Origin of the sequence: Geobacillus sp. C56-T3, from assembly GCF_000092445.1 — a bacterium.
Lineage (GTDB): Bacteria > Bacillota > Bacilli > Bacillales > Anoxybacillaceae > Geobacillus > Geobacillus thermoleovorans.
This window is the reverse complement of sequence record NC_014206.1, coordinates 898429-920690: the sequence shown is the minus strand read 5'-3', so window position 1 is coordinate 920690 and position 22262 is coordinate 898429. Positions and strand designations below refer to the sequence as shown.

The 22262-nt window shown below is 54.5% G+C and carries 16 protein-coding genes and 1 other annotated feature; of the genes, 3 read left to right on the top strand and 13 right to left on the bottom strand.

From position 1 onward, the window contains the following. The first annotated feature begins 34 nt into the window (after positions 1 to 34). Positions 35 to 1741 carry a hypothetical protein gene (locus GC56T3_RS04655; RefSeq protein ID WP_013144595.1) on the top strand — a complete coding sequence of 569 codons (1707 nt, stop codon included), beginning with the start codon at positions 35 to 37 and terminating at the stop codon, positions 1739 to 1741. 94 nt (positions 1742 to 1835) lie between these two features. Here GC56T3_RS04655 and GC56T3_RS04650 read toward each other — a convergent pair whose 3' ends face one another. From GC56T3_RS04650 to GC56T3_RS04640, 3 genes are all read right to left on the bottom strand, one after another. Continuing rightward, entirely contained in the window at positions 1836 to 5069 is a 3234-nt protein-coding gene (locus tag GC56T3_RS04650) for a VWA domain-containing protein (protein WP_013144594.1), read from the bottom strand. Positions 5070 to 5137: 68 nt separating this feature from the next. After that, on the bottom strand, positions 5138 to 6433 hold the full coding sequence (locus tag GC56T3_RS04645; RefSeq protein WP_013144593.1) for a folylpolyglutamate synthase/dihydrofolate synthase family protein: 1296 nt from the start codon (positions 6431 to 6433) through the stop codon (positions 5138 to 5140). A gap of 216 nt (positions 6434 to 6649) precedes the next feature. After that, the gene (locus tag GC56T3_RS04640; RefSeq protein WP_013144592.1) at positions 6650 to 9292 is read right to left on the bottom strand and encodes a valine--tRNA ligase; all 2643 of its coding nucleotides are present in this window, start codon (positions 9290 to 9292) and stop codon (positions 6650 to 6652) included. Positions 9293 to 9392: 100 nt separating this feature from the next. Beyond that, positions 9393 to 9628: a binding site (T-box leader), on the bottom strand. A 139-nt stretch (positions 9629 to 9767) separates the two neighbouring features. Here GC56T3_RS04640 and GC56T3_RS04635 point away from each other — a divergent pair. After that, the gene (locus GC56T3_RS04635) at positions 9768 to 9956 is read left to right on the top strand and encodes a hypothetical protein (RefSeq protein ID WP_011232115.1); all 189 of its coding nucleotides are present in this window, start codon (positions 9768 to 9770) and stop codon (positions 9954 to 9956) included. 37 nt (positions 9957 to 9993) lie between these two features. On the opposite strand, the gene ysxE is transcribed toward GC56T3_RS04635, so the two are convergent. From ysxE to hemA, 8 genes are all read right to left on the bottom strand, one after another. Continuing rightward, positions 9994 to 11025 (bottom strand): spore coat protein YsxE, encoded by a 1032-nt coding sequence (gene ysxE / locus GC56T3_RS04630; RefSeq protein ID WP_013144591.1) that lies wholly within the window; start codon positions 11023 to 11025, stop codon positions 9994 to 9996. Positions 11026 to 11068: 43 nt separating this feature from the next. Then, positions 11069 to 12124, bottom strand: a complete 1056-nt coding sequence (gene spoVID / locus GC56T3_RS04625) for a stage VI sporulation protein D (protein ID WP_013144590.1) — start codon at positions 12122 to 12124, stop codon at positions 11069 to 11071. 118 nt (positions 12125 to 12242) lie between these two features. Next, positions 12243 to 13532, bottom strand: a complete 1290-nt coding sequence (gene hemL / locus GC56T3_RS04620) for a glutamate-1-semialdehyde 2,1-aminomutase (RefSeq protein ID WP_013144589.1) — start codon at positions 13530 to 13532, stop codon at positions 12243 to 12245. A 16-nt stretch (positions 13533 to 13548) separates the two neighbouring features. Next, positions 13549 to 14523 carry a porphobilinogen synthase gene (gene hemB / locus GC56T3_RS04615; protein WP_013144588.1) on the bottom strand — a complete coding sequence of 325 codons (975 nt, stop codon included), beginning with the start codon at positions 14521 to 14523 and terminating at the stop codon, positions 13549 to 13551. After that, positions 14524 to 15291, bottom strand: a complete 768-nt coding sequence (locus tag GC56T3_RS04610) for a uroporphyrinogen-III synthase (RefSeq protein ID WP_013144587.1) — start codon at positions 15289 to 15291, stop codon at positions 14524 to 14526. Beyond that, on the bottom strand, positions 15288 to 16220 hold the full coding sequence (hemC, locus tag GC56T3_RS04605) for a hydroxymethylbilane synthase (RefSeq protein ID WP_013144586.1): 933 nt from the start codon (positions 16218 to 16220) through the stop codon (positions 15288 to 15290). The genes GC56T3_RS04610 and hemC overlap by 4 nt, the downstream gene beginning before the upstream one ends. A gap of 15 nt (positions 16221 to 16235) precedes the next feature. After that, entirely contained in the window at positions 16236 to 17054 is an 819-nt protein-coding gene (gene ccsA / locus GC56T3_RS04600; protein ID WP_013144585.1) for a cytochrome c biogenesis protein, read from the bottom strand. Between the two features lie 10 nt (positions 17055 to 17064). Further along, on the bottom strand, positions 17065 to 18429 hold the full coding sequence (gene hemA / locus GC56T3_RS04595; RefSeq protein ID WP_013144584.1) for a glutamyl-tRNA reductase: 1365 nt from the start codon (positions 18427 to 18429) through the stop codon (positions 17065 to 17067). A gap of 166 nt (positions 18430 to 18595) precedes the next feature. Here hemA and GC56T3_RS04590 point away from each other — a divergent pair, with 166 nt between their 5' ends. Beyond that, positions 18596 to 19081, top strand: a complete 486-nt coding sequence (locus tag GC56T3_RS04590) for a LiaI-LiaF-like domain-containing protein (RefSeq protein WP_013144583.1) — start codon at positions 18596 to 18598, stop codon at positions 19079 to 19081. 41 nt (positions 19082 to 19122) lie between these two features. Here GC56T3_RS04590 and yihA read toward each other — a convergent pair whose 3' ends face one another. Both yihA and lon read right to left on the bottom strand, forming a co-directional pair. Continuing rightward, positions 19123 to 19710, bottom strand: a complete 588-nt coding sequence (gene yihA, locus GC56T3_RS04585; protein ID WP_013144582.1) for a ribosome biogenesis GTP-binding protein YihA/YsxC — start codon at positions 19708 to 19710, stop codon at positions 19123 to 19125. Continuing rightward, a complete protein-coding gene (lon, locus tag GC56T3_RS04580) occupies positions 19707 to 22049 on the bottom strand; it encodes an endopeptidase La (protein ID WP_041468244.1) in 2343 nt (780 codons plus the stop codon). Before lon ends, yihA begins: the two co-directional genes overlap by 4 nt. Positions 22050 to 22262: the final 213 nt, after the last annotated feature.

Below are 22262 nucleotides of genomic sequence, written 5' to 3'. Positions count from 1 at the left end.
TCCGAAATTTTGTCCTATGAAGGGAGGGGCCGCGATGAACCGACTGCGCTTGAACGCTGCTGGCTACAGCTTGGTGACAACAATGCTCATGATCACCCTCTTTTTTTTGCTCGGCTTGACGATTTTAACAGTCGCCGTCCAGCAAGCGCGATTTACCGCGGTGCGCGTCGAGAACATCGAATCGTTTCATGAAGCCAAAACAGCGCTTAATGAAGCAATTGCTGGACTTAAAGCTGAGCTTTCAGACGACGATTTTTTTGTTCGTCATGACATTTTCACCCCCAGTCAATGGGATGCATTTCTCGGCATTAACGAGGACACCCCCGGCCCGGATACGATCGCCGGCAAGCTGAAAGCGCGCTACGGCGTGGAGGTGGAAGACGTGTCCTATCGCTTGTACAACATTCCGACGAACAAAGTGTTCCTCCGCGCGCTCGATTTGTCCAAACCGTTTACGGACGGCCATCGCGAGCGGAAAGTCAAACGGCTCGTCTTTTTAACAAATACGCCCAGCTTTCTCAAATACGCGCTCGGATCAAAAGAAACAGTCATCTTAAACGGCGGCGTCTACGTGGAGCAAGGAAACGTATACGCCGGACAAAGCGCTTACATCAGCAACGCGGCAAACTACGTGAAAAAAAGCGGCGAGTTAACGATCGCTCCTATCGATGCCGGACTGCCCGCATCAATGAACGATTCGATTTGGCACATTCATGACAAGCTGCTGTTTTCATGCACGCAAACGAGCAGTTGCTGGAAGACTGGCGGCCGAGCTTTCCAAATGGAAGAAGGCCTTTTCTTCCCAGGATGGCCGGACGATGGCGGCCCTCTCATTCAACAAGAGACGGACGATTTCATCGATACTGATTTCGAGCGCACCGTGAAAGATAAATTGCTTCAAGCGGCCGGTCTCTCGCCGTTGTCGCCTGAAACCCAACAAGCGTATATCGAGCGCATTGAAAACGATCACCAGCCGCCGCTCGATGTAGCGCGGGAGCTTTATCAAGAAGGGAAATTGTCTCGGGTCGTGACAGACGACGAAACGCCGTATGAACAATCCATCAATCAGATGCCAAAAGACAAGCCGCTTTGGTTGGACGCAGAAGGGAAGGAGATCACCCTTTATCGCGACATTGACGTGCAGCAAAATGGCCAAAACCAATGGCTCATTGTCAATGGCGATCTCCGCATTGAAGGACCGACAAAATCAACAGCGGCTGTGCGCGGCAATTTGATCGTGTTCGGTGATTTGACGCTCACCGGAAACTTGGCGTTGAACGCGAGCATTTACGTCACTGGCAAGACGACCATTTACAACAGCCATATCGACGGAGCGGATGGAAAAGGGCTCGTGTTGTTGTCCAAAGGCACGCTCGATATCGCCCGCATCAATGAATTTCAAGACTCAAGTGAAATCCCGAACTTAAAAGGGTATTTTTATACGGACAGCAGCGCGACGATTTATGCTGTCGGATCGTATTTGTACATTGAAGGCGGGTTGTTCGCCCGCGGGAACGGAGCGGCTGCTCCGGATACAGACATCAACGGGCTCGTCATCAACGCCTTTCGCGGCCGGATCGAGCCGAAAGACGGTGAGCCGGGGAACTTCATTCCAAGCTCTGACATGCAACAATCCCGTCTGATCGTCAAATATAATCCACGGGTGTTAGTCGAACAAGGAACAGGATTGCCGTTTGTCAATCAAATCTCGCTCGTCGCCGACCGGCTTGAAGTTGAGTGAACGAAGATGGCTAAATTCCCTCTCTCATCCTCTCGATCCTCTGGACAAACGAAAAAAAGCGGCTCTCCAATTCAGGAGGCCGCTTTTTTCATCATTACCAACGCCCACCACTGCTGCCGCTTCCCCCCTCATCTTCACGCGGTTGGACAAAGACCCACACTGAGGCTTGAATTGGCCTGCCATCCGGCGTTCTCGCATTGGCGGTCGCCGTCACATACGCATAGCCGACATCCACTGCTTCCAAATACCATCGGCCATTTTCTTGGACAACGTCGACAAACCGGGAGTCAGACGATGTCACAGAGCGGAGCGTTCGATCGCTTGCATTGGACGGAACAAAACGAAGCTCAGGTGCTGCGTCAAGCCGTTCGCCGACTTTCATATACAACACCGGACGGCGGAACTCCATACCTTGAAGCGCCACGTACGGATTCATCACCTTGATGGCCGCCGATGCCGACGCGTTGCTGCCATCAGTCGCGCGGACGGTGATCGTAACCATTCCAGGCTTTAGCGCTGTCACCGTGCCGTTTTGGTCTACGGATGCGACATTCGGGTCGCTTGATGTCCACGCAAGCGTTGGGTTCGTCGCGTCGCTCGGAACGATCGTCACTGGAATCGTCTGCGTATCTCCGACATTCATCGTCGGCTGATATGAACCAAGCTGCAGGTCCGTAATCCGCTTTGTATACGTAAACGCCGCGCTCGTTAAACCCGTTCCTCTCGTCAATCCTCCTGACGCCTGCACATTCACCGTGTAGGAACCGTCATTGGAAATGGCAACAACATACGGCGACGAGAGCGGCGTCCAAGCGGATGCCACCCCATTTCGCACTGCTTGGTACTGATATGACACCCCTTCACCGGCTACCAACCCGGTTATTTTAACGGTCGGAACCTCATAAGTCGTCGCTCCGTTTGGCAAGACGCCATTGGCTGTCACAACGGAAAGATGAGGCTTAATGTACACCGATACCGTCTGGCCGTTGCTGTACGTGACAAGCAGCACGCCATCATCATTCGGGTCATACTCCAGCGCTTTAACAGGCAACGGCAATAATCCATATGAATTAGGATTCGCCTGTCCGACAATGTCGTCTGATAAAGCAGAAAATTTGTGTTTTGTAATAGTACCCTTTCCATCCCCTTCATAGTAAAAGTTTGGAAAATCATCCAAACGAACTGTCATGCCGATTCGTTCCGCCGGCGGAACGAGCGTCGATGTTTTGGCGCCATAACGGCTGTCGGTGAATGTCACCGAAGCTGGCGGCAATTGAACACTGTTCATGGCAAAGTCAGCCTGCATCACCCATTGCGCCGAGAGCGTCAGTTTGTTGAGCTGGCTGTAGTCGAACGTTTGATTGGTGAAAGACCATTTGGCATAACGCTTGCCATTCTCCACATAGGTTGTGACTTTGCCATCGGGAACAACGGAGATGCCATCGGGCAGTTCTTGGACAATGCTCACATTGCTGATCGTCCCGGTCGCATTGCCGACATACCCGACAAGCGACAACGAATACGTGGCCCGGAAGCGGTTGTCGTCGCCATCGGTTGCCCCCCGTTTGATTAAGCTTGTGACATCATTGGTCAGCCCTTGCAGCTTCACCGTTCCAGTAAACGACGGCGGCGCTTCGTCTTTGACCGTGACGGTCACCGTTTTCGTCACAGCCGGCTGCAGTTGGCCATACACATCGCGATACGTCAGTTCAGCAGTGAACGTATATGTCCCTTTTGCTTTAAATGACACGGGAATCGGAATCGTCACCGGCGCCGGAGTGCCTTGACCAACTTGGTACGGGATGGAAAACGAAATATACGCGTTTTGCTTGTTTTCATCCAGCCATACTTGGCCGTTTTCCGCAACGGCGACATTACCGCCAAACGACGAAAGCGGGATGCGGATCGTTCCTGTGATCGCTGGCGTGGTGGCAAGCTGGGAAAACTGTTGGAACAAAGCGGTCAAATTTTGCGTCGTTCCTTGCCGCGCCTCGCCGCCGGCAGTCGCTGAAAGCGACCGTAAATAGTCCATATCGACTTCATCATTGTCGCCGAAGCCGATTGAGTAAAGGGTGATATTGTTCATCCCGAGCGTTTTCGCCACCGCTGTGGCATCGGCTCGGATTTTCCCTTCGATGCTGCTGTAAGTGAACGAATAGCCGTTATCCCAAGACACCCGCCATCCATTAACATAATCTTGGCCGTCGCTGTAAAATCGGCGAGAATATCCTTTGTTGTCGGTAAAACGGATACCGGCAGTCCGTCCATCGCTGTACAATTCGTATGTGACCGAAAGAGAATCGGTTACTCTATTCCCTGTATAGGAATATCCACCCCAAAAATTCTGCTTGACCTCCCGATACGTAATCGTATCGACTGTATTCAACACCGTCGGCATGCCATCGGTTAAGAAAATGATATACTTTTTCCTCGTTGGATCCGTGAAATACGATTTAGCAAGAGACAAAGCAGCCGAATAGTTCGTTCCGCCGCCGGCGGTCAAGCTGTTGCCGGTATTGAGAATGGCATCAAGCTGACTTGCAACATTCGAGTACTTCCCAAACGGAACCACACTTGCTTCCCGCACTCCATCGGAAAACGGAACAAGAGCAAAGCGGTCATTTTGGTTGTAATTGGACTTAAAGTAGTTGACCGCCGCTTGCAGAGCAGATTTGGCGCTTTGCAGCTTCATTGCCGTCATCGACCCCGACACGTCCATGACAAACACGACATCGATCGGCGGGCGGATGATTCCTGAAACAGCCCCTTGCGGAATGAGCGTCACATCGAGCCGGCCTTGGGCATCGCCGTTCGGCGGCTTGGCGTATTCCGGCTGTGAAAACGAGAGGGAAAAATCCAATTTAGCCGTGCTCGCCTCAGTTTTCCTCGTATATTGATAAGGCGTCTGTGGGAATGAAAAATACACATCCTCTTTTCCATTTCCTAACACGCGATACGCATCGACGGTGATTTGGTAAGTCACCATCGTTCCCGGAGCCGACGGCCACTTGCCGCGCATATCAAGAGAAAACGTATACTTTTTCTCACCGTTTCGGTCCGCCGGCGCTTCCACCGCTTCGGCTCGGTAGCTGACTGCCGTGCCGCTTTGTTCCTTCGGCTGAATGCGAATCATAAAGTAGCGAATGCTGTTCCCTTGCCCGTTGCCGCTCCCTGGTGCGGTCGCCCATCCCTCAATCTTCTCATCCGAAACGAACGTAATGGCCCCCTCTGTTTGATCGGCATACACAACACCTGCTTTCATCGGCCATAGGCTTGCCATCAGCCAAAACAACATTCCCCATAAAAGCCAGCCGCGCCACCGCTTCATGCTTCTCCCCTCCCGCGCCAAAAGAACTATCTTTCTTCCATTATATCAATCGTTTTCATCGCTTGGCATTATTTTTTTAAACGTTTTCGCACTTCAGATATAAAGTAAAGCGATCCTGTAATGAGCATCAACTCATCACTTCCCATTTGGTTTTTCTTTTCACCGATCCAGCCGATCCAATCACCTGTCACCGCTTTCTGCGGATGGGACGAAAGGTCCGCCAACTGTTCCGCCGCTGCCGCGCGCGGAAAATCAAACGTGGTAAACGTGATCGTATCCGCGAGCTCATCAAGCCGTTGAACCATCCGCTCAAGCGGCTTGTCTGTCAGCGCGGCGAACAAGACATGGACCCGTTTGTCAGGATAATGGGCGCGCACCGTCTCCACGAGCGAGCGAATCCCGGCTTCGTTATGGGCGCCGTCGAGGATGATGAGCGGACTATCGCTCACCTGCTCAAACCGGCCGGGCCAAGCGGCTGTGGCCAGCCCATCGGCGATATGCTCCGGATCGATCAAAAACGAATAGCCAAGGCGCAATAGTTCGGCCGCCATCACCGCCACCGCCGCGTTTTCGACTTGATGGGCGCCGGGCATTTGAATGCGCAAATCGCGATATTCGGCAAACGGCGTGACAAGCGAAAACTGCTCCCCTTCCACCGTCGCCTGCCGGTCGGAAACGGTGAAATCGACGCCGAGACGATATGTTTTCGCTTTCCGCTCCGCCGCCGTCTTGGCGATCACATCCCACGCCTCGGGCTCGTTGACCGCTGTCACAAGCGGAATCCCTGATTTAATGATCCCCGCTTTTTCCGCGGCGATCTGATCGAGCGTATCGCCTAAGATGTTCATATGATCGTAGCTGACGTTCGTAATGACGGAAAGGAGCGGATAAATGATGTTGGTTGAGTCCAAGCGGCCGCCGAGCCCGACTTCAATGAGCACGATGTCTTGAATGTTTTGTTTGCCGAAATAATACAACATCATCGCCGTGATCACTTCAAACTCGGTCGGTCCGCCAAGTTCCGTCTGTTCCAATTCGTCCGCAAGCGGTTTGATCGTTTGCACGAGCTCTACGATCTCTTCATCGCGAATCGGTTGGCCGTTTATGCTGATTCGTTCGTTAAACTGCTCGACATACGGCGAGGTGAACGTGCCGACCGAATAGCCCGCCGCCTGCAAAATGGAGCGCAAATAGGCGACCGTTGACCCTTTGCCGTTCGTTCCCCCGATATGGACGGCGCGGACGCGGCGTTCCGGGTGTCCAAGTTTTTCCATCATCCATTCCATCCGTTTCAATCCCGGTTTTATGCCAAGCCGCAGCCGCCCGTGAATCCAAGCGACCGCTTCTTCATACGTTCGAACCATGTCCATCATCCTCCTTTTTCCATTGGTGTCTTGCCGCCCCCTGCCGGCTTCATGCGGCAGATGCGCCACACATCGAGAAGCCTGGCGAAAGCGAGTATATGTTGACAACAAACCTCTTCTCAGAATATGCCAACCTTCCATCATGATCCATCGAAAAAGACGAATCCACAGGAAAGCGGATTCGTCTTCATCATAATCAACAGCAAGATCGTTTGTCTACCGTTTGAGCTCGGCGAGGCGCGCCTTGACGGCTTCGCGTTTTTCCATGTAATCTTGCCGCTTGCGCCGCTCTTCTTCGACGACATGAGCCGGCGCTTTCGCCAAAAATCCTTCGTTCGCCAGTTTCTTTTCGACGCGCTCGACTTCTTTGTTCCATTTGTCAAGCTCTTTTTCAAGCCGCTTAATTTCTTCCTCAATATTGATCAATCCTTCAAGCGGCATAATGAGCTCGGCGCCGGTGACGACCGCCGTCATCGCTTTGTCCGGCGCGGGAACGTTTGTATCGATCAAGAGCTCGCTCGGGTTGCAGAACCGCTCAAGATAGGCGCGGTTTTTCATGAGCGCCGCCCGCACTTGTTCATCTTTCACCTTAATATAGAGCGCAATCGGCTTGCTCGGCGGCGTGTTCACTTCGGCGCGGACGTTGCGGACGGCGCGGATGATGTCGACGAGCATCCGCATTTCTTCCGCGGCTTCTTCGTTCGACAGCTCAGGGCGCACTTGCGGCCACGGAGCGACGGTGATCGATTCGCCTTCATGCGGCAAGTTTTGCCAAATTTCCTCGGTAATGAACGGCATGAACGGGTGAAGCAGGCGCATCGTGTTGTCGAGCACATACGCCAACACGGAGCGCGTCGTCTTTTTCGCCGCTTCGTCGTCACCGTAAAGCGGCAATTTCGCCATTTCAATGTACCAGTCGCACAAGTCGTCCCAAATAAAGTTGTACAGCGTACGCCCCGCTTCGCCGAATTCGTATTTCTCAGCGAGCTTCGTCACCGTATCGATCGTTTCGTTGAGACGCGTTAAAATCCAATGGTCGGCGACCGTTTTTTCGCCGCTCAAATCAAGCTCCTCGTACGTCATGCCGCCCATGTTCATCAAGGCAAAGCGCGAGGCGTTCCAAATTTTGTTGGCAAAATTCCACGTCGCTTCGACTTTTTCGGTGCTGAAGCGCAAGTCTTGCCCCGGCGAGCTGCCGGTCGCCAAGAAGTAACGGAGCGCATCGGCGCCGTACTGGTCGATCACATCCATCGGATCGACGCCGTTGCCGAGCGACTTGCTCATTTTCCGCCCTTGGGCGTCGCGGACGAGGCCGTGGATGAGCACGTCTTTGAACGGGCGCTTGCCGGTGAATTCGAGCCCTTGAAAAATCATGCGCGACACCCAGAAGAAAATGATGTCATAGCCGGTGACAAGCACATCAGTCGGGTAGTAGCGCTTGTAATCCGGCGATTCCACATCCGGCCATCCCATTGTCGAGAACGGCCAAAGCGCCGAGCTGAACCATGTGTCGAGCACATCTGGGTCTTGCTCCCAGTTTTCGATGTCTTTGGGCGGTTCATGGTCGACGTAAATTTCACCCGTTTCTTTATGGTACCATGCCGGGATGCGATGCCCCCACCAAAGCTGGCGTGAAATGCACCAGTCGCGGATGTTTTCAAGCCAATGCAAATACGTTTTTTCAAACCGTTCCGGCACGAACTGCACTTTGCCGTCGGTTTGCTGCAGCTTGATGGCGGCTTCGGCGAGCGGCTTCATTTTCACAAACCATTGCGTCGACAAATACGGTTCAATAACCGCGCCGCTCCGTTCGCTATGACCGACTGAGTGCACGTGCTCCTCGATTTTAAAGAGGACGCCTTGTTCTTGCAAATCGCGGACGATCTGCTTCCGGCATTCAAACCGGTCAAGCCCCTGGTATTGCATGGCGTTTTCATTCATCGTGCCGTCTTCGTTCATGACGAGAATGCGCGGCAAGTTGTGGCGATTGCCGATTTCAAAGTCGTTCGGGTCGTGCGCCGGCGTAATTTTGACCGCTCCGGAGCCGAACTCCATATCGACATATTCGTCGGCAATGATCGGAATTTCGCGGCCAACGATCGGCAGTTTCACCATTTTGCCGATCAAGTGCTTGTACCGCTCGTCATCGGGGTGCACAGCGACCGCCGTATCGCCGAGCATCGTTTCCGGACGGGTCGTCGCCACTTCAATGCAGCCGGAGCCGTCGGCGAGCGGATAGCGCAAATGGTAGAGCGCGCCTTTTACTTCTTTATAAACAACCTCAATGTCCGACAAAGCGGTTTTCGTCACCGGGTCCCAGTTGATGATGTACTCGCCGCGGTAAATAAGCCCTTTCCGGTAGAGCGAGACGAACACTTCGCGCACCGCTTTTGAGAGCCCTTCATCGAGCGTGAACCGCTCGCGCGTGTAATCGAGGCCAAGCCCTAACTTCGCCCATTGGCTGCGAATATGGCCGGCGTATTCTTCCTTCCACTTCCACGTTTCTTCTAAAAATTTTTCCCGGCCTAAATCGTAGCGCGACAGCCCTTGCTGGCGCAGCTTCTCTTCCACTTTCGCCTGGGTGGCGATGCCGGCGTGATCCATTCCCGGAAGCCACAGGACGTCATACCCTTGCATCCGTTTCATGCGCGTAATGATGTCTTGCAACGTCGTATCCCACGCGTGCCCCAGATGCAGTTTGCCGGTGACGTTGGGCGGCGGGATGACGATCGTAAACGGTCGTTTGTTCGGATCACCGGTCGCTTCAAAAAATTTTCCTTTCAGCCACCATTCGTAGCGCCCCGCTTCGACCGCGCGGTGGTCGTATTTGGGCGGCATCGACACTTCGTGCTGTGCCATGTTTCATTTCCCTCCTTCAACATAATGGACAATGCGGCCGACGGCGGCTTCCCACTGAGCAATGCCGCGCAGCCGGCAAGCAAAAAAGCCCCTTTCATCCAAAAAGGACGAAAGGAGCTGCTTTCGCGGTACCACCTTTTTTCTTAAGCCCAAAGGCTTAAGCGCTTCATTGGCATAACGGCATGATGCCGGCTTCCTCTACTCGGCAGCAGCGCCTTTCAAAGAAGCAGCTCAAGGGCGACCTTCCAGCAGCCGTCATCCTAGGAAATCTCGCAGCTTCTGATTTCCCTCTCTGCAGGCGCGGACCGCTGTACTCCTCCCCGTCTTCGCTTTTGTCATCATTGTTCGATTATTATACTACCATTGTCCATCATCTTTGCCAAGTTTTTATTTATTTATTCCATCCGTGTGCATTTGGTGACAAACCATCGCACGTTTCATATTGTATAGTAAACCGGAGAAGGAGGGAATGTCGATGCGGCGATTCAACCCGTATTCGTGGCCGCCGTGGCTGAGGCAAGTGCGCGCCGTCTGCGCCCAAGTGATCATCCCGCTCACCATTTTTCAAGCGATCCGCACCATTTTTCTGCCAACAACGTTTGATGTCATTTTATTGGCCATCTTCGTTTTCATTGCCGTGGCGCTCCATTTGGAATGGATTTAGTGCGACGCCGTTTTGTTTGGCTGGATTCAAAATCGATTTAACCATTGCTGCTTTCATCCGCCGGCGGTTCGTTGTCCACCGCTTCTTCCTGCTGCCGAGCGGCGTCGCGTTGGACAAGGTGCATAACGAGCGCCTCCATATTTTTGAACGCCAAATAACGACGCTGCAACGCGGCCACATATTCCCGTTCGTTCCGCTCGTTCCGCGAAGCGGCCTCATACCGCTCCAAACAGCGGACAAACCCACGCGGCTCCGCCAAATGGCTGTATAAAAACGCCCGCTCCCCGTCGGACAGCGGCAGCTCCTTCTCGTACTCCTCCATTCCTTCAAGCCACTCGCGCCCAAGCGGCGGCATTGTCTGTACATGAAAACGGAGCGCGGCGATCACATCAAAGAGCGGCGAATTCCAATGCGCCCGCTCCCAACTGATCCAATACGGCGGGATATAGTGGGAGAGGCGCGCTTTGCCGTGCACCCAAGCGATGCGCCATTGCTTCGTCTCTTTGAGCGTCTCTTCCCACACATCGAGCCGTTCTTCAGCGAACGAGTACGCGCGCATCACCTCATGAAAATACGTGCAGCATTGGAGCTGAAACGGAGACATGTACCACGCCGCTTCGTACCGCTCAATCCGTTCTTCCCACACCGTCCGCGCCCGTTGCCATTCGTCCTTTTTTTGCTTTCGGTACGCCGCCGCCTCTTCCTCACTCACCTCGATCGTGCGGACGGTGGCGCGATGGAGGCGGGCGAGCTCGCGAAAAAAGGCGTCCGCCGCATCCTTCTCCACCTTTGATTCGCCGTCATGCCATGCTTGCAAATAATAAAGACGGCCGCCTTCTGCGGCAAACAGCGACCGCCGCCGCGTCAGGTAAAGCGGGAGACAACGGGGGCCGCCATGCTGAAGAGACTGCCAAACGGCTGCGGCTTCTTGCTCGCTTTCAAGCGGCTTTAAAGCGAAAACGCCGCGGTTCGTGTATACCTTGACGGCTTTGCCTTGCTGCTCCATGCGCACTGGACGAAGCCCATACTGGACGAGCACAGCATCATATCGGTCAGACTGTGCGGCCATCGTTACGCCCCCTTATCGGCAAAAGAAACGGAAAGCGTCCCTTTCATGAGAAAGGACGGCTTCCCGCCATGGCCGGAATATACAGCAGCTGCCCCTCGTGCACGTCATCTGGGCTTTCCAAATCATTGGCGCGCAAAAGCTGCGAGACGGTCACATCATACCGTTCGGCAATCTTGTCCAATGAATCTCCTTGCTGGACGATGCAAATTTTCAGTTTCGTAAACTCTTCCGCCTCGCTTTTCGCAAACAGTTTCGTCAAGTAAAGCGCATTTTCGCTTTTTGTTTTCGTTTCTTCTTCCTCTTCTTCCTCAACCGCCTTTTTCGCCGCCCCGATCGATACCTTCGCCTCAGTTGGCGGCAGCAGCGAAGCGATGTCTTCCTCCGTCTGTGCGCTGACCGCCTTCGTTTCCGTCTCAAGCGGCAAAAACGGCTCTTTGGCCTCCTCTTCTTCCTCAGCCTCCGTTTCTTCATGACGCATGGCAGCCGGCTCCATGACGGAAACCGTCGTTTCGCCGGCGGCAAAAGCCGGCTGTTCATCCGCCTCATCGGCGAGATCATCCACGGAAGCAAACGCTTCCTCACCGGCCGCTTCCTTGCGGGCGATTGATTCAAACGGGGCAAACAGCGGCTCATCGTCCTCCTCATCGTCCGGCAAATCATCGCCAAGCGGCGCTTCACTGATGCCGCTGATCGAAATGTCGGCAGTGATCAGCAATCTTCCGTTTTCATCCAAATCATAATCAAACGATTCAACTGTCACGTACACATCCTCAAGGGAACGAATGCGGTTTTTTGGAATCGTAATATCGATTGGAAAACGGTGCGACAGTTCGCTGATCCCGTCTTCGCGCACCGAAATGTGCTGAATGAACCGATAACCAGCCAGCTCAAACACGTCGTCATCCGCTTCAGCCTGCCCTTTGCCCGCTTGGCGGAATTCGCCGCTCAACTCAAGCGCGCCGCGGATCGTAATGTATTGGTCGTACTCATCGACGGAAATGACCGGATCAAGAGAAATGGATAAAAACTCGGCGACTTCCTGTCCCCTTTTAAACCAGACCGATTCTTCCAATGAAAAACGCAAATACGATTGCTCCAACCGGGCCTCCTCCTTCCGTCCCTTCGGCAAATGGTTTCTATGACATTATCCATTGTATGAACGGAAACGAGGCGGTATGATAAAAAATTGGGCTGCCGACGGTCGGCAGCCCCTTTCCTTATCCGCGCAGACGGGCAAACACCCGCTCAGCAGCGGCAATCGTATATTCAATATCATCATCACTGTGCGCCGTCGACAAAAACAGCCCTTCAAATTGCGACGGCGGCAGGAAAATGCCTTCATTCGCCATTTCCCGATAATAGGCGGCAAACAGCTCCAAGTCGGACGTTTTCGCTGTCTCGTAGTTGACCACCGGCTCGTTCGTGAAGAAAAAGCCGATCATCGACCCAGCGCGGTTGATCGTATGCGGGATGTCGTATTTCTCTGCTGCCTGATGAAGCCCATCCGCAAGGCGCGCCGCTTTGCGGCCAAGCTCTTCGTACGTTTCCGGCGTCAGCTGGCGGAGCGTCTCGTACCCGGCCGTCATGGCGAGCGGATTGCCGGAGAGCGTGCCGGCTTGGTACACCGGCCCGCTCGGCGCGACAAGCTCCATGATCTCGGCTTTGCCCCCGTACGCCCCGACCGGCAAGCCGCCGCCGATCACTTTGCCAAGGCACGTCAAATCCGGCTCAATGCCATAATACCCTTGGGCGCAGTGGTAATCGACGCGGAACCCGGTCATGACCTCGTCGAAAATCAATAAGGCTCCGTATTGTTTCGTCACCTCGCGCAGCCCTTCCAAAAAGCCAGGCACTGGCGGAACGACGCCCATGTTGCCGGCGACCGGTTCGACGATCACCGCGGCGATGTCTTCGCCAAACCGCTCAAACGCATAGCGGACGCTGTCCAAATCGTTGTACGGCACCGTGATGGTATGCTGGGCGACCGATTCCGGCACGCCCGGGCTGTCCGGCAGGCCGAGCGTCGCCACGCCAGAGCCGGCTTTAATGAGCAGCGAATCGCCATGGCCATGGTAGCTGCCTTCAAATTTGATAATTTTGTTGCGCTTCGTGTAGCCGCGCGCTAAGCGGAGGGCGCTCATCGTCGCCTCGGTGCCGGAGTTGACCATCCGCACGATTTCCACCGACGGCACCCGCTCGATGACGAGCTTAGCGAGCTCATTTTCAAGCAATGTAGGAGCGCCAAAGCTCGTCCCTTGTTCCGCCACGCGCTTCAACGCTTCCACGACCTGCGGGTTGGCATGCCCTAAAATGAGCGGCCCCCATGACAGTACGTAATCAATGTACTCATTGCCGTCAATATCGTAAATTTTCGCTCCTTGGCCGCGCGCCATAAAAATCGGCGTCATCCCGACCGACTTGAAGGCGCGCACCGGGCTGTTCACCCCGCCCGGCATCAATTTCACCGCTTCTTCGTATGCTGCCTTTGACCGTTCATAGCTCCGCATCATTCCGCCCTCCTCTCTATTCAGCCAGCCAGCGGGCGACATCTTTGGCAAAATACGTAATGATCAAATCCGCGCCCGCCCGTTTCATCCCTGTCAACATTTCCATGACGACCGGCTTCTCATCGATCCAACCGTTTTGCGCCGCCGCTTTGACCATCGCATACTCGCCGCTCACGTTATAGGCGACAAGCGGCAACGGAAAACGGTTTTTGACGTCGCGGATAATATCCATGTAGGCAAGCGCTGGCTTCACCATCAAGAAATCAGCGCCTTCTTTGACATCCGACTCCGCCTCGCGAAACGCCTCAAGGCGGTTGGCCGGATCCATTTGGTACGTCTTCCGGTCGCCAAACTGCGGCGCGCTGTCGGCGGCATCACGGAACGGGCCGTAAAACGCCGAAGCGTATTTGATTGCATACGACATGATCGGCACATACTCAAACCCTGCTTCATCAAGCCCACGGCGAATGGCGGCGACAAAGCCGTCCATCATGTTCGACGGCGCGATGATGTCGGCGCCGGCTTGCGCTTGGCTCACCGCCGTTTTGGTGAGGAGCTCGAGCGACGGGTCGTTCAGCACACGCTCGTTTTCGACGACGCCGCAATGGCCGTGGCTCGTATATTCACATAAACACGTATCCGCAATGACGACTAGATCTTTGTGTTCGGCTTTGATTTGGCGGATCGCCCGCTGAACAATCCCTGTTTCGCAATACGCCTGCGAACCGACTTCATCTTTTTCATTCGGCACGCCAAACACCATGACGGCGGGAATGCCAAGCTTGGCAATGTCGTCCACTTCCTCGGATAAGCGGTCAAGCGACAAATGGTAAACCCCTGGCATCGACGGCACTTCCCGCTTAATGCCGCTTCCCTCGACCACAAACAGCGGATAAATGAGATCCTCGACGCGAAGATGCGTCTCACGCACCATCGCCCGAATCGCAGCCGTTTGCCGCAGACGGCGATGGCGGTCAAATGACAGTGCCATTCATCGTCCCTCCATGGAAAAATATTGTTCCATCGCTTTGATTATACCATCCGTGGTGTAATCCGTCGGACAAATATGGACCGGAATGCCCGCCCGCTCGGCCGCTTCTTTCGTCACCGGTCCGATGCAGGCGACCGCAACACCGGAAAGAAGGACATCCGCTTCTTTGTCGAGAAGGCGGACAAGGCTGTCAACCGTCGACGGGCTCATCAAGGTGACCGCATCAAGCTCCCGCCGGCGCAGCAGCGACAACAACCGCTCCCGGCCGCTTTCATCAGGCTCGGTCTCATACACCGTGAGCTCGTCGACCGCGGCGCCGGCGTTTCGCAACGCCTCAGGCAAGGTCGGGCGCGCCAAATTGCCTTTGACAAACAGCACCCGGTCGCCTTGTTTGACGCGCGGCATGAGCAAGTCAGCCAGCCGTTCAGCCGTGTAATCATCCGGCACGAGCGCCGGGGAAAGACCATGCTCGGCGAGCGCCGCCGCTGTTTTCCGGCCGACGACAGCCATCTCCGGCAGCGGACGCGGCAACGAAACATGTGGAAAAAAGAAGCGGACGGCGTTCGCGCTTGTGAAAACGAGCCAACGGTATTCGCCAAGCCGCTCAACCATAGAAGCGATTTCTTCCGGCGCCGCCGGTCGAATGGCAATGAGCGGGATCTCGACCGGCACGGCGCCGACAGCGCGCAGCTTGGCAGAAAATGACGCGGCCTGCTCTTTGCCGCGCGTCACGAGCACCGTTTTGCCGGCGAGCGCGCTGTGTGTCATGATTGGCTCAACTCCTGTTTCACCCGCTCGATGAGCGCTTTCGCCCCTTGTTCGATCAAGACAGCGGCCGCCTGCCGGCCGACGGCCTCCGGATCGGCGCCCGTGACCATTTCTTTATACTTTTCTTTTCCATCCGGCGAAGCGACAAGGGCCGTGAGGCGCACCATGCCGCCGTCTGCTTCAGCGTAGCCGGCAATCGGCACTTGACAGCCGCCTTCCATTTGCTGCAAAAAGGCGCGCTCCGCCCGAACAGCCCGCTCGGTTTGCTCGTCGTTTAACCGGCTGAGCCATTGGCGCAATTCGTCATCATCCTCCCGGCATTCGACCGCCAGCGCCCCTTGGCCGACCGCCGGAACACAGACATCAAAAGGAAGATAGTCGCTGATGACGTCATCGCCCCAACCCATGCGCGCAAGACCCGCCGCCGCCAGCACGATCGCATCGTACTCTTCGCTTTCGAGCTTCGCCAACCTTGTGTCAATATTGCCGCGAATCCATTTGATCGTCAAATCCGGGCGATAGGCAAGCAGCTGCGCCGAACGGCGCAAGCTGCTCGTGCCAATGACCGACCCAGGCGGCAAGTCGGAGAGCATCCGGTTTCCTTTGCTGACAAGCACATCGCGTGCATCTTCGCGGCGCGGAACCGCACCGATCACTAAACCTTCGGGCAGCACAGCCGGCATATCTTTCATGCTATGGACCGCCATATCGATGCCGCCGGCGAGCAATTCATGCTCAATCTCTTTCACAAACAACCCTTTGCCCCCGACTTTCGAGAGCGTAACATCAAGCACCCGATCTCCTTTCGTGACGATTTCTTTCACTTCAAACGTAAACGGCGCCCCAAGCTGTTTCAATTCGTTGATCACCCACTTCGTCTGGGTCAAGGCAAGCTTGCTGCGCCGCGAGCCAACGACAATGTTCCGCATCTCGTTCCACCTCAATTACGAATACCAAAAATGAAATTTTGACAAACTGCCAAACAAGAAAAAGTTGACAAGCAAAAATAAAAACGAACCGATATTCCATAGCGCGATCGCCTTCCCTTGCATCTGCCGGACGGCTCGCTTGTAAAAATAGACTCCATAGACGAGAAGAACGACAAACGACCCGAGCACTTTCGCATCATACCAATGGAAATGGTCGATTTGAATATACGCCCAAATCACGCCAAGAATGAGCCCTAATAACAACATAGGCAAGCCGAGCGCATTTAAAACATACGACAAAAAATCAAGCCGCGACAAATCCGCCATGCGCCAAAGGCGCGCCCCCCACTTTTTCTTTTTCAGCAAACTGTACTGCAACATGTAAAGCACCGAAAACAGAAACGACAGCGTAAACGCCGCATACGCTCCGAGCGAAAGGGTGATGTGGATGATAAGCAGCTCCGAAACGAGCCGCTCCGCAACAGCCGGCGACTGCGAAGACGGTGCGAACGTATGAATGGCCAAAATAAAAAAAGCAAGCACGTTCGTAAAAAAGACGATGAAATCGACGCGCAGCAGCCGATTGATGACGAGCGACAGCGTAATGAGCAGCCAAGCGTAAAAATAAAGCCCTTCCGACATCGTTAAAATCGGAAAGCGCTTCGTCTCCATGATGCGAGAAACAAACGTCACTGTCTGCAAAAGCCACACAATAGAAAGCAACCAGAAGGCGATGTCGTTCGCCTTCCGGTTTTGTTGCAAAAAATCGATGAAATAGAATAGGATCGAAGCGATGTAAAGCAAAATAGACAACTCATACAACAGCGCCACCATCCATCCCACCTTACAGCTGCCATGATGGGCGGGCGGCACGGACCGCTTCCGCGTCTTGTTCATCGCATTGCACGGATTTCGCCTGCTGCATATGCCGCTCGGCTTTCACCGCATCTTCGATATTGAAAATTTTCATAAACAGCAAAAGCGCCTCCTCGGCATTCGGGCCGGCAGCGAGTTCCTTCGCCTGCAAAATCGGATCGCGGAGCAGCTGGTTAATAATGCTTTTCGTATGCTTATTCAACACTTTCCAGTCGCGCTCCGACAAATGCGGCAGTTTCCGCTCCAAACTTTTCATCGTTTCCGCTTGGATGGCCAGCGCCTTTTCGCGCAATGCGGCAATGACTGGCACGACGCCGAGCGTCTGCAGCCATTGGCTGAACGCCATAAGTTCCGCTTCGATCATCATTTCAATGCGAGCCGCTGCCTTTTGCCGTTCCGCCAAGTTGGCCGCCACCACATCTTGCAAATCGTCAATGTCGTACAAAAACACCGTTTCCAAATCAGCCAACGCCGGATCCAAATCCCTCGGCACCGCGATGTCAACCATAAAGAGCGGGCGGCCTTTGCGCATTTTCTCAAGCGGCGCCACCATTTCCTTCGTCAAAATATAGCCTTTGGCTCCCGTCGAGCTGATGACGATATCCGCTTCCAGCAAAGCGCATGACAATTCGCCGAGCGGCTTCGCTTCGCCGGCAAACTGCTTAGCAAGCTGTTGCGCTTTTTCAAGCGTCCGATTGACGACCGTCACCTTCCCGACGCCGCTGCCGTACAAGTTTTGCGCCGCCAGCGTCCCCATTTTGCCGGCCCCGATAATCAAGACGTGCTTGCCGGCAAGGCGGCCGAAAATTTTCTTCGCCAGCTCAACCGCCGCATAGCTGACCGATACAGCGTGCGCGCCGATGCCCGTTTCCGAGTGGGCGCGCTTCGCAAACGTCACCGCCTGCTTGAACAGATGATTGAAAATCGTGCCGCTCGTCCCGACCTCTTGAGCGAGCAAATAGCTGTCTTTCACTTGCCCTAAAATTTGCGTTTCCCCAAGCACCATCGAATCAAGGCCGGCCGCCACGCGGAACAAATGCTTTATGGCCGCCTCTCCTTCAAGCACACGCAAATACGGAGCAATCGCTTCCACTTTGACGCCAAACCATTCGGCTAAAAATGCTTTCATATAGTAACGGCCGGTATGCAGTTGATCAACCACTGCATAAACTTCCGTCCGGTTGCACGTCGAGACGATCACATTTTCGAGCACGCTTTTTTGCTTGGCGAGCTGTTTCATCGCCGCACCGAGTTCCGCTTCCGCAAACGCGAGCTTTTCGCGGATTTCTACAGGGGCGGTTTTATAGTCGACGCCAACGACTACGATTTGCACGATGCCAACCCCCTTATTGACCGAATCCCTTTTATCATTATATCACAACCGTCCATCGTTCCGGTTTGAAAAAATTGTGAACATGCCTCCAAAGCTATGCTAAACTGTAGACAGTGATCATTCTATCATAAACATGTCCAAAAGGGAAACGGAGGACGCGACGATCATGAAAACCCGAACGGTATTCGCCGGCATCTTATTCATTGGCCTCGGACTGTATTTTCTCGCCGGACAGATGGAATCCCCCCTTTTCCATTTCTTCCAAGGGTGGCCGGCCTTGCTTGCCATTTGCGGCGCGGCTTTGCTTGGCCAGGCGCATTCAGCGCGCGAATATGCTTACCTTTTCCCCGGCTTTCTTTTACTCGGATTTGGCGTTGAGTTGCTCCTTGCGAGTGCATTTTCGGCCTGGCCCCGCGGCGTGAACATGTTTTTTTTCCTCATCGCGCTCGCTTTTTTCGCCAGCAGCCGCAAACAAAAAGGCGGGGCCGGCTTTGGCGTGCTTTTTTTGCTTCTCGCTGTCGTGCTGACGTTTTCCGGGCGCGGCCAGCCATTCTTTCACCTCGTCCAAGCCGGACTTTCCTCTGTCTGGAAGTTTTGGCCGCTCGGACTCATCGCCATCGGCGTCTATATATTATGGACTAGGCGAAAATAGCCTTGGAAGTGAAAACACCAGCGGAATCGCTGGTGTTTTCGTCATGAGGCCACAAACGGCAAAAGCGCCGCCCATGCTTCGTCTTTCCCTTGTCCGGTCTCGGCGGAAAACAAAATGAGCGGGTCGCCGTCAGCCATCCGCAGCGTCTCGCGCGCGATTTTCGCGTGTTTTTGATGCTTGCCGCGCGGCACTTTATCCGCTTTCGTCGCGATGACGATCACCGGGATCTCGTAATGTTTTAAAAACTCGTACATCATCACATCGTCTTTCGTCGGCGGATGGCGCAAATCAACGAGCAGGACCGCCGCCTTAAGCACCTCGCGCGTCGTAAAGTACGTCTCCATCATGTTCCCCCATTTTTGCCGCTCCTGCTTCGACACGCGGGCGAACCCATAACCTGGCACGTCCACAAAGTAAAACGAGTCGTTAATCAAATAAAAATTCAACGTTTGCGTTTTACCTGGCTTTGAGGAGGTGCGCGCCAAGTTTTTCCGGTTGATCATTTTGTTGATGAATGATGATTTGCCGACGTTCGAACGGCCGGCGAGCGCCACCTCCGGCCGTCCGCCGTCCGGATATTGTTCCGGCTTGACGGCACTGGTCACAAGCTCTGCTTTCTTCACATTCATCGCTTCCACCCCACCAGCGCGTGCGGCAGCACCTCATCGAGATGAGAGACGAGCACAAAGCGCAAGTCGCGCTTCACCGTTTCCGGAATGTCAGCCAAATCTTTTTCATTGTCTTTCGGCAAAATGACGGTTTTCAATCCGGCACGATGGGCGCTTAACGTTTTCTCTTTCAGCCCCCCGATCGCAAGAACGCGGCCGCGCAGCGTAATTTCCCCGGTCATGCCGACAAAGCGGCTCACCGGCTTGCCCGTCAAAGCGGAAATGAGTGCGGTCGCAATCGTAATGCCGGCCGATGGCCCGTCTTTCGGCACCGCTCCTTCCGGAACGTGGATGTGAATATCATATTTCTCATGGAACTTCGGATCAATGTCAAGCTCCTCAGCGCGCGACCGCACGTAGCTGAACGCCGCTTGCGCTGATTCTTTCATGACATCGCCGAGCTTGCCGGTCAGCACGAGTTTCCCATTGCCTGGCGCGAGCGACACTTCGATGGCGAGCGTATCGCCGCCAAACGCCGTATACGCCAGCCCGGTCGCCACGCCAACTTGGTCTTCCGCCTCGGCTCGGCCGTAGCGGTATTTTCGCTTCCCTAAAAATTCCTCAAGATTGTTTTCTGTGATCACAACCCGCTTTTTCTCGCCGGAAACGATGAGGCGGGCCGCTTTTCGGCAGATAGCGGCGAGCTGCCGCTCAAGCTCCCGCACCCCGGCTTCGCGCGTATAATGGCGGATGATATCGAGCATCGCGTCATCGCGAATTTGCAACGCCGCCTTTTTCAGCCCGTGCTCGGTGATTTGTTTCGGCAGCAAATGCCGCTTGGCGATATGCAGCTTCTCCTCTTCTGTGTAGCCTGGTATGTGGATCACTTCCATCCGGTCCAAGAGCGGCTGCGGAATCGCCGCCAAATGGTTGGCCGTGGCGATAAACATGACTTTCGATAGATCGTACGGCTCTTCAATGTAATGGTCGCTGAACGTATGATTTTGCTCCGGGTCAAGCACCTCCAGCATGGCCGCCGATGGATCGCCACGGAAATCGCTCGACATTTTGTCGATTTCATCAAGCAAGAAGACGGGGTTGATCGTGCCTGCTTTTTTCATCCCCTGGATAATGCGTCCCGGCATGGCGCCGACATACGTGCGGCGATGGCCGCGAATTTCCGATTCGTCGCGGACGCCGCCGAGCGAAACGCGGACGAAGCGGCGGCCGAGCGCTTTGGCAATCGAGCGGGCGAGCGACGTTTTGCCGACCCCCGGCGGTCCGGCGAGGCAAAGAATCGGACCTTTTAACGATTTCGTCAGCTGCTTGACGGATAAAAATTCAAGCACCCGTTCTTTCACTTTATCGAGCCCGTAATGCTCCTCGTTTAAAATCGCTTCCGCCCGCTTAATGTCGTGGATGTCTTCCGTTTCTTTCGACCACGGCAAGGCGATGAGCCAATCGAGGTAGTTGCGAATGACTGCGCTTTCCGCTGAGGTCGCCGGAATTTTTTCATAGCGGTCAAGCTCTTTCAATGCCGTTTGTTTCACATGCTCCGGCATGCCGGCCGCCTCGATTTTTTCTTTCAGCTCCTCGACTTCGCCCGTTTTTCCTTCTTTTTCGCCAAGCTCTTTTTGAATCGCCTTCATTTGCTCGCGCAAATAATACTCTTTTTGCGTCCGCTCCATCGACTGCTTGACGCGGGCGCTGATCTTTTTCTCAAGCTGGAGCACTTCTTTTTCGTTGTGCAAAATTTGGATGATTTTATTGAGGCGCTCTTTCACGTCGATCGTTTCTAAAATGCGCTGCTTTTCCTCAAGCTTAAGCGGCAAGTGCGAGGCGATGATGTCCGCCATTCGCCCCGGCTCATCGATGTCGACGATCGAGGCGTAAATGTCGACCGACAGCCGCTTGGACAAGTTTATGTACTGCTCGAAATATTCAAGCATCGTCCGCTTGAGCGCCTCATCTTCTAAATCTTTCGCCGCCCGATCAGCAAACTTTTCGACTTTGACGAGAAAGTACGGCTCCTCGCTGATCACTTCCGTAATGAGCGCCCGAGCGACGCCTTCGACAAGCACGCGGAACGTGCCGTTCGGGAGTTTTAGAAGTTGCTTGACGCGCGCGATCGTTCCCATTTTATATAAGTCATCCATGTCCGGTTCGTCGATGGCAACGTCTTTTTGCGACGTCAGCAAAATCATATGATCCTCAACCATGGCTTGTTCGAGCGCTTTGACCGATTTCTCGCGCCCGACATCCAAATGGAGCACCATCGTCGGAAACACGAGCAGCCCACGCAGCGGCAAAAGCGGAACGACCGTCTCCTTTTTCTTTCCGTTCACGCCGAACACCTCCATCTCTCGCTTCTATTCGTTTATTGTATAGTACGGCAGCCGGGTTTGTAAAATTTGACGAACGAAAAAGCGCGCGGCGCTCCGTCTGCAGGCAAAGAAAAACCGACTTCAGCGACGATCCGCTTGCGCCGAAGCCGTACATAAAAGAGAAGCCGGGCGAACCGCCCGACTCGGTTACGAGCGGACCGCCCGCTTTCGTTGCCAATCGTTCGCCTT

What these genes read in the sequence shown, in the direction of transcription:
- lon (WP_041468244.1), bottom strand. Translation starts at nt 22,049, where the DNA reads ATGGAGGTGTTCGGCGTGAACGGAAAGAAAAAGGAGACGGTCGTTCCG.
- GC56T3_RS04640 (WP_013144592.1), bottom strand. Translation starts at nt 9,292, where the DNA reads ATGGCACAGCACGAAGTGTCGATGCCGCCCAAATACGACCACCGCGCG.
- yihA (WP_013144582.1), bottom strand. Translation starts at nt 19,710, where the DNA reads ATGAATGTGAAGAAAGCAGAGCTTGTGACCAGTGCCGTCAAGCCGGAA.
- GC56T3_RS04645 (WP_013144593.1), bottom strand. Translation starts at nt 6,433, where the DNA reads ATGGTTCGAACGTATGAAGAAGCGGTCGCTTGGATTCACGGGCGGCTG.
- GC56T3_RS04650 (WP_013144594.1), bottom strand. Translation starts at nt 5,069, where the DNA reads ATGAAGCGGTGGCGCGGCTGGCTTTTATGGGGAATGTTGTTTTGGCTG.
- ysxE (WP_013144591.1), bottom strand. Translation starts at nt 11,025, where the DNA reads ATGGCCGCACAGTCTGACCGATATGATGCTGTGCTCGTCCAGTATGGG.
- GC56T3_RS04655 (WP_013144595.1), top strand. Translation starts at nt 35, where the DNA reads ATGAACCGACTGCGCTTGAACGCTGCTGGCTACAGCTTGGTGACAACA.
- GC56T3_RS04610 (WP_013144587.1), bottom strand. Translation starts at nt 15,291, where the DNA reads ATGACACACAGCGCGCTCGCCGGCAAAACGGTGCTCGTGACGCGCGGC.
- GC56T3_RS04590 (WP_013144583.1), top strand. Translation starts at nt 18,596, where the DNA reads ATGAAAACCCGAACGGTATTCGCCGGCATCTTATTCATTGGCCTCGGA.
- hemC (WP_013144586.1), bottom strand. Translation starts at nt 16,220, where the DNA reads ATGCGGAACATTGTCGTTGGCTCGCGGCGCAGCAAGCTTGCCTTGACC.
- hemB (WP_013144588.1), bottom strand. Translation starts at nt 14,523, where the DNA reads ATGGCACTGTCATTTGACCGCCATCGCCGTCTGCGGCAAACGGCTGCG.
- hemL (WP_013144589.1), bottom strand. Translation starts at nt 13,532, where the DNA reads ATGCGGAGCTATGAACGGTCAAAGGCAGCATACGAAGAAGCGGTGAAA.
- ccsA (WP_013144585.1), bottom strand. Translation starts at nt 17,054, where the DNA reads ATGGTGGCGCTGTTGTATGAGTTGTCTATTTTGCTTTACATCGCTTCG.
- GC56T3_RS04635 (WP_011232115.1), top strand. Translation starts at nt 9,768, where the DNA reads ATGCGGCGATTCAACCCGTATTCGTGGCCGCCGTGGCTGAGGCAAGTG.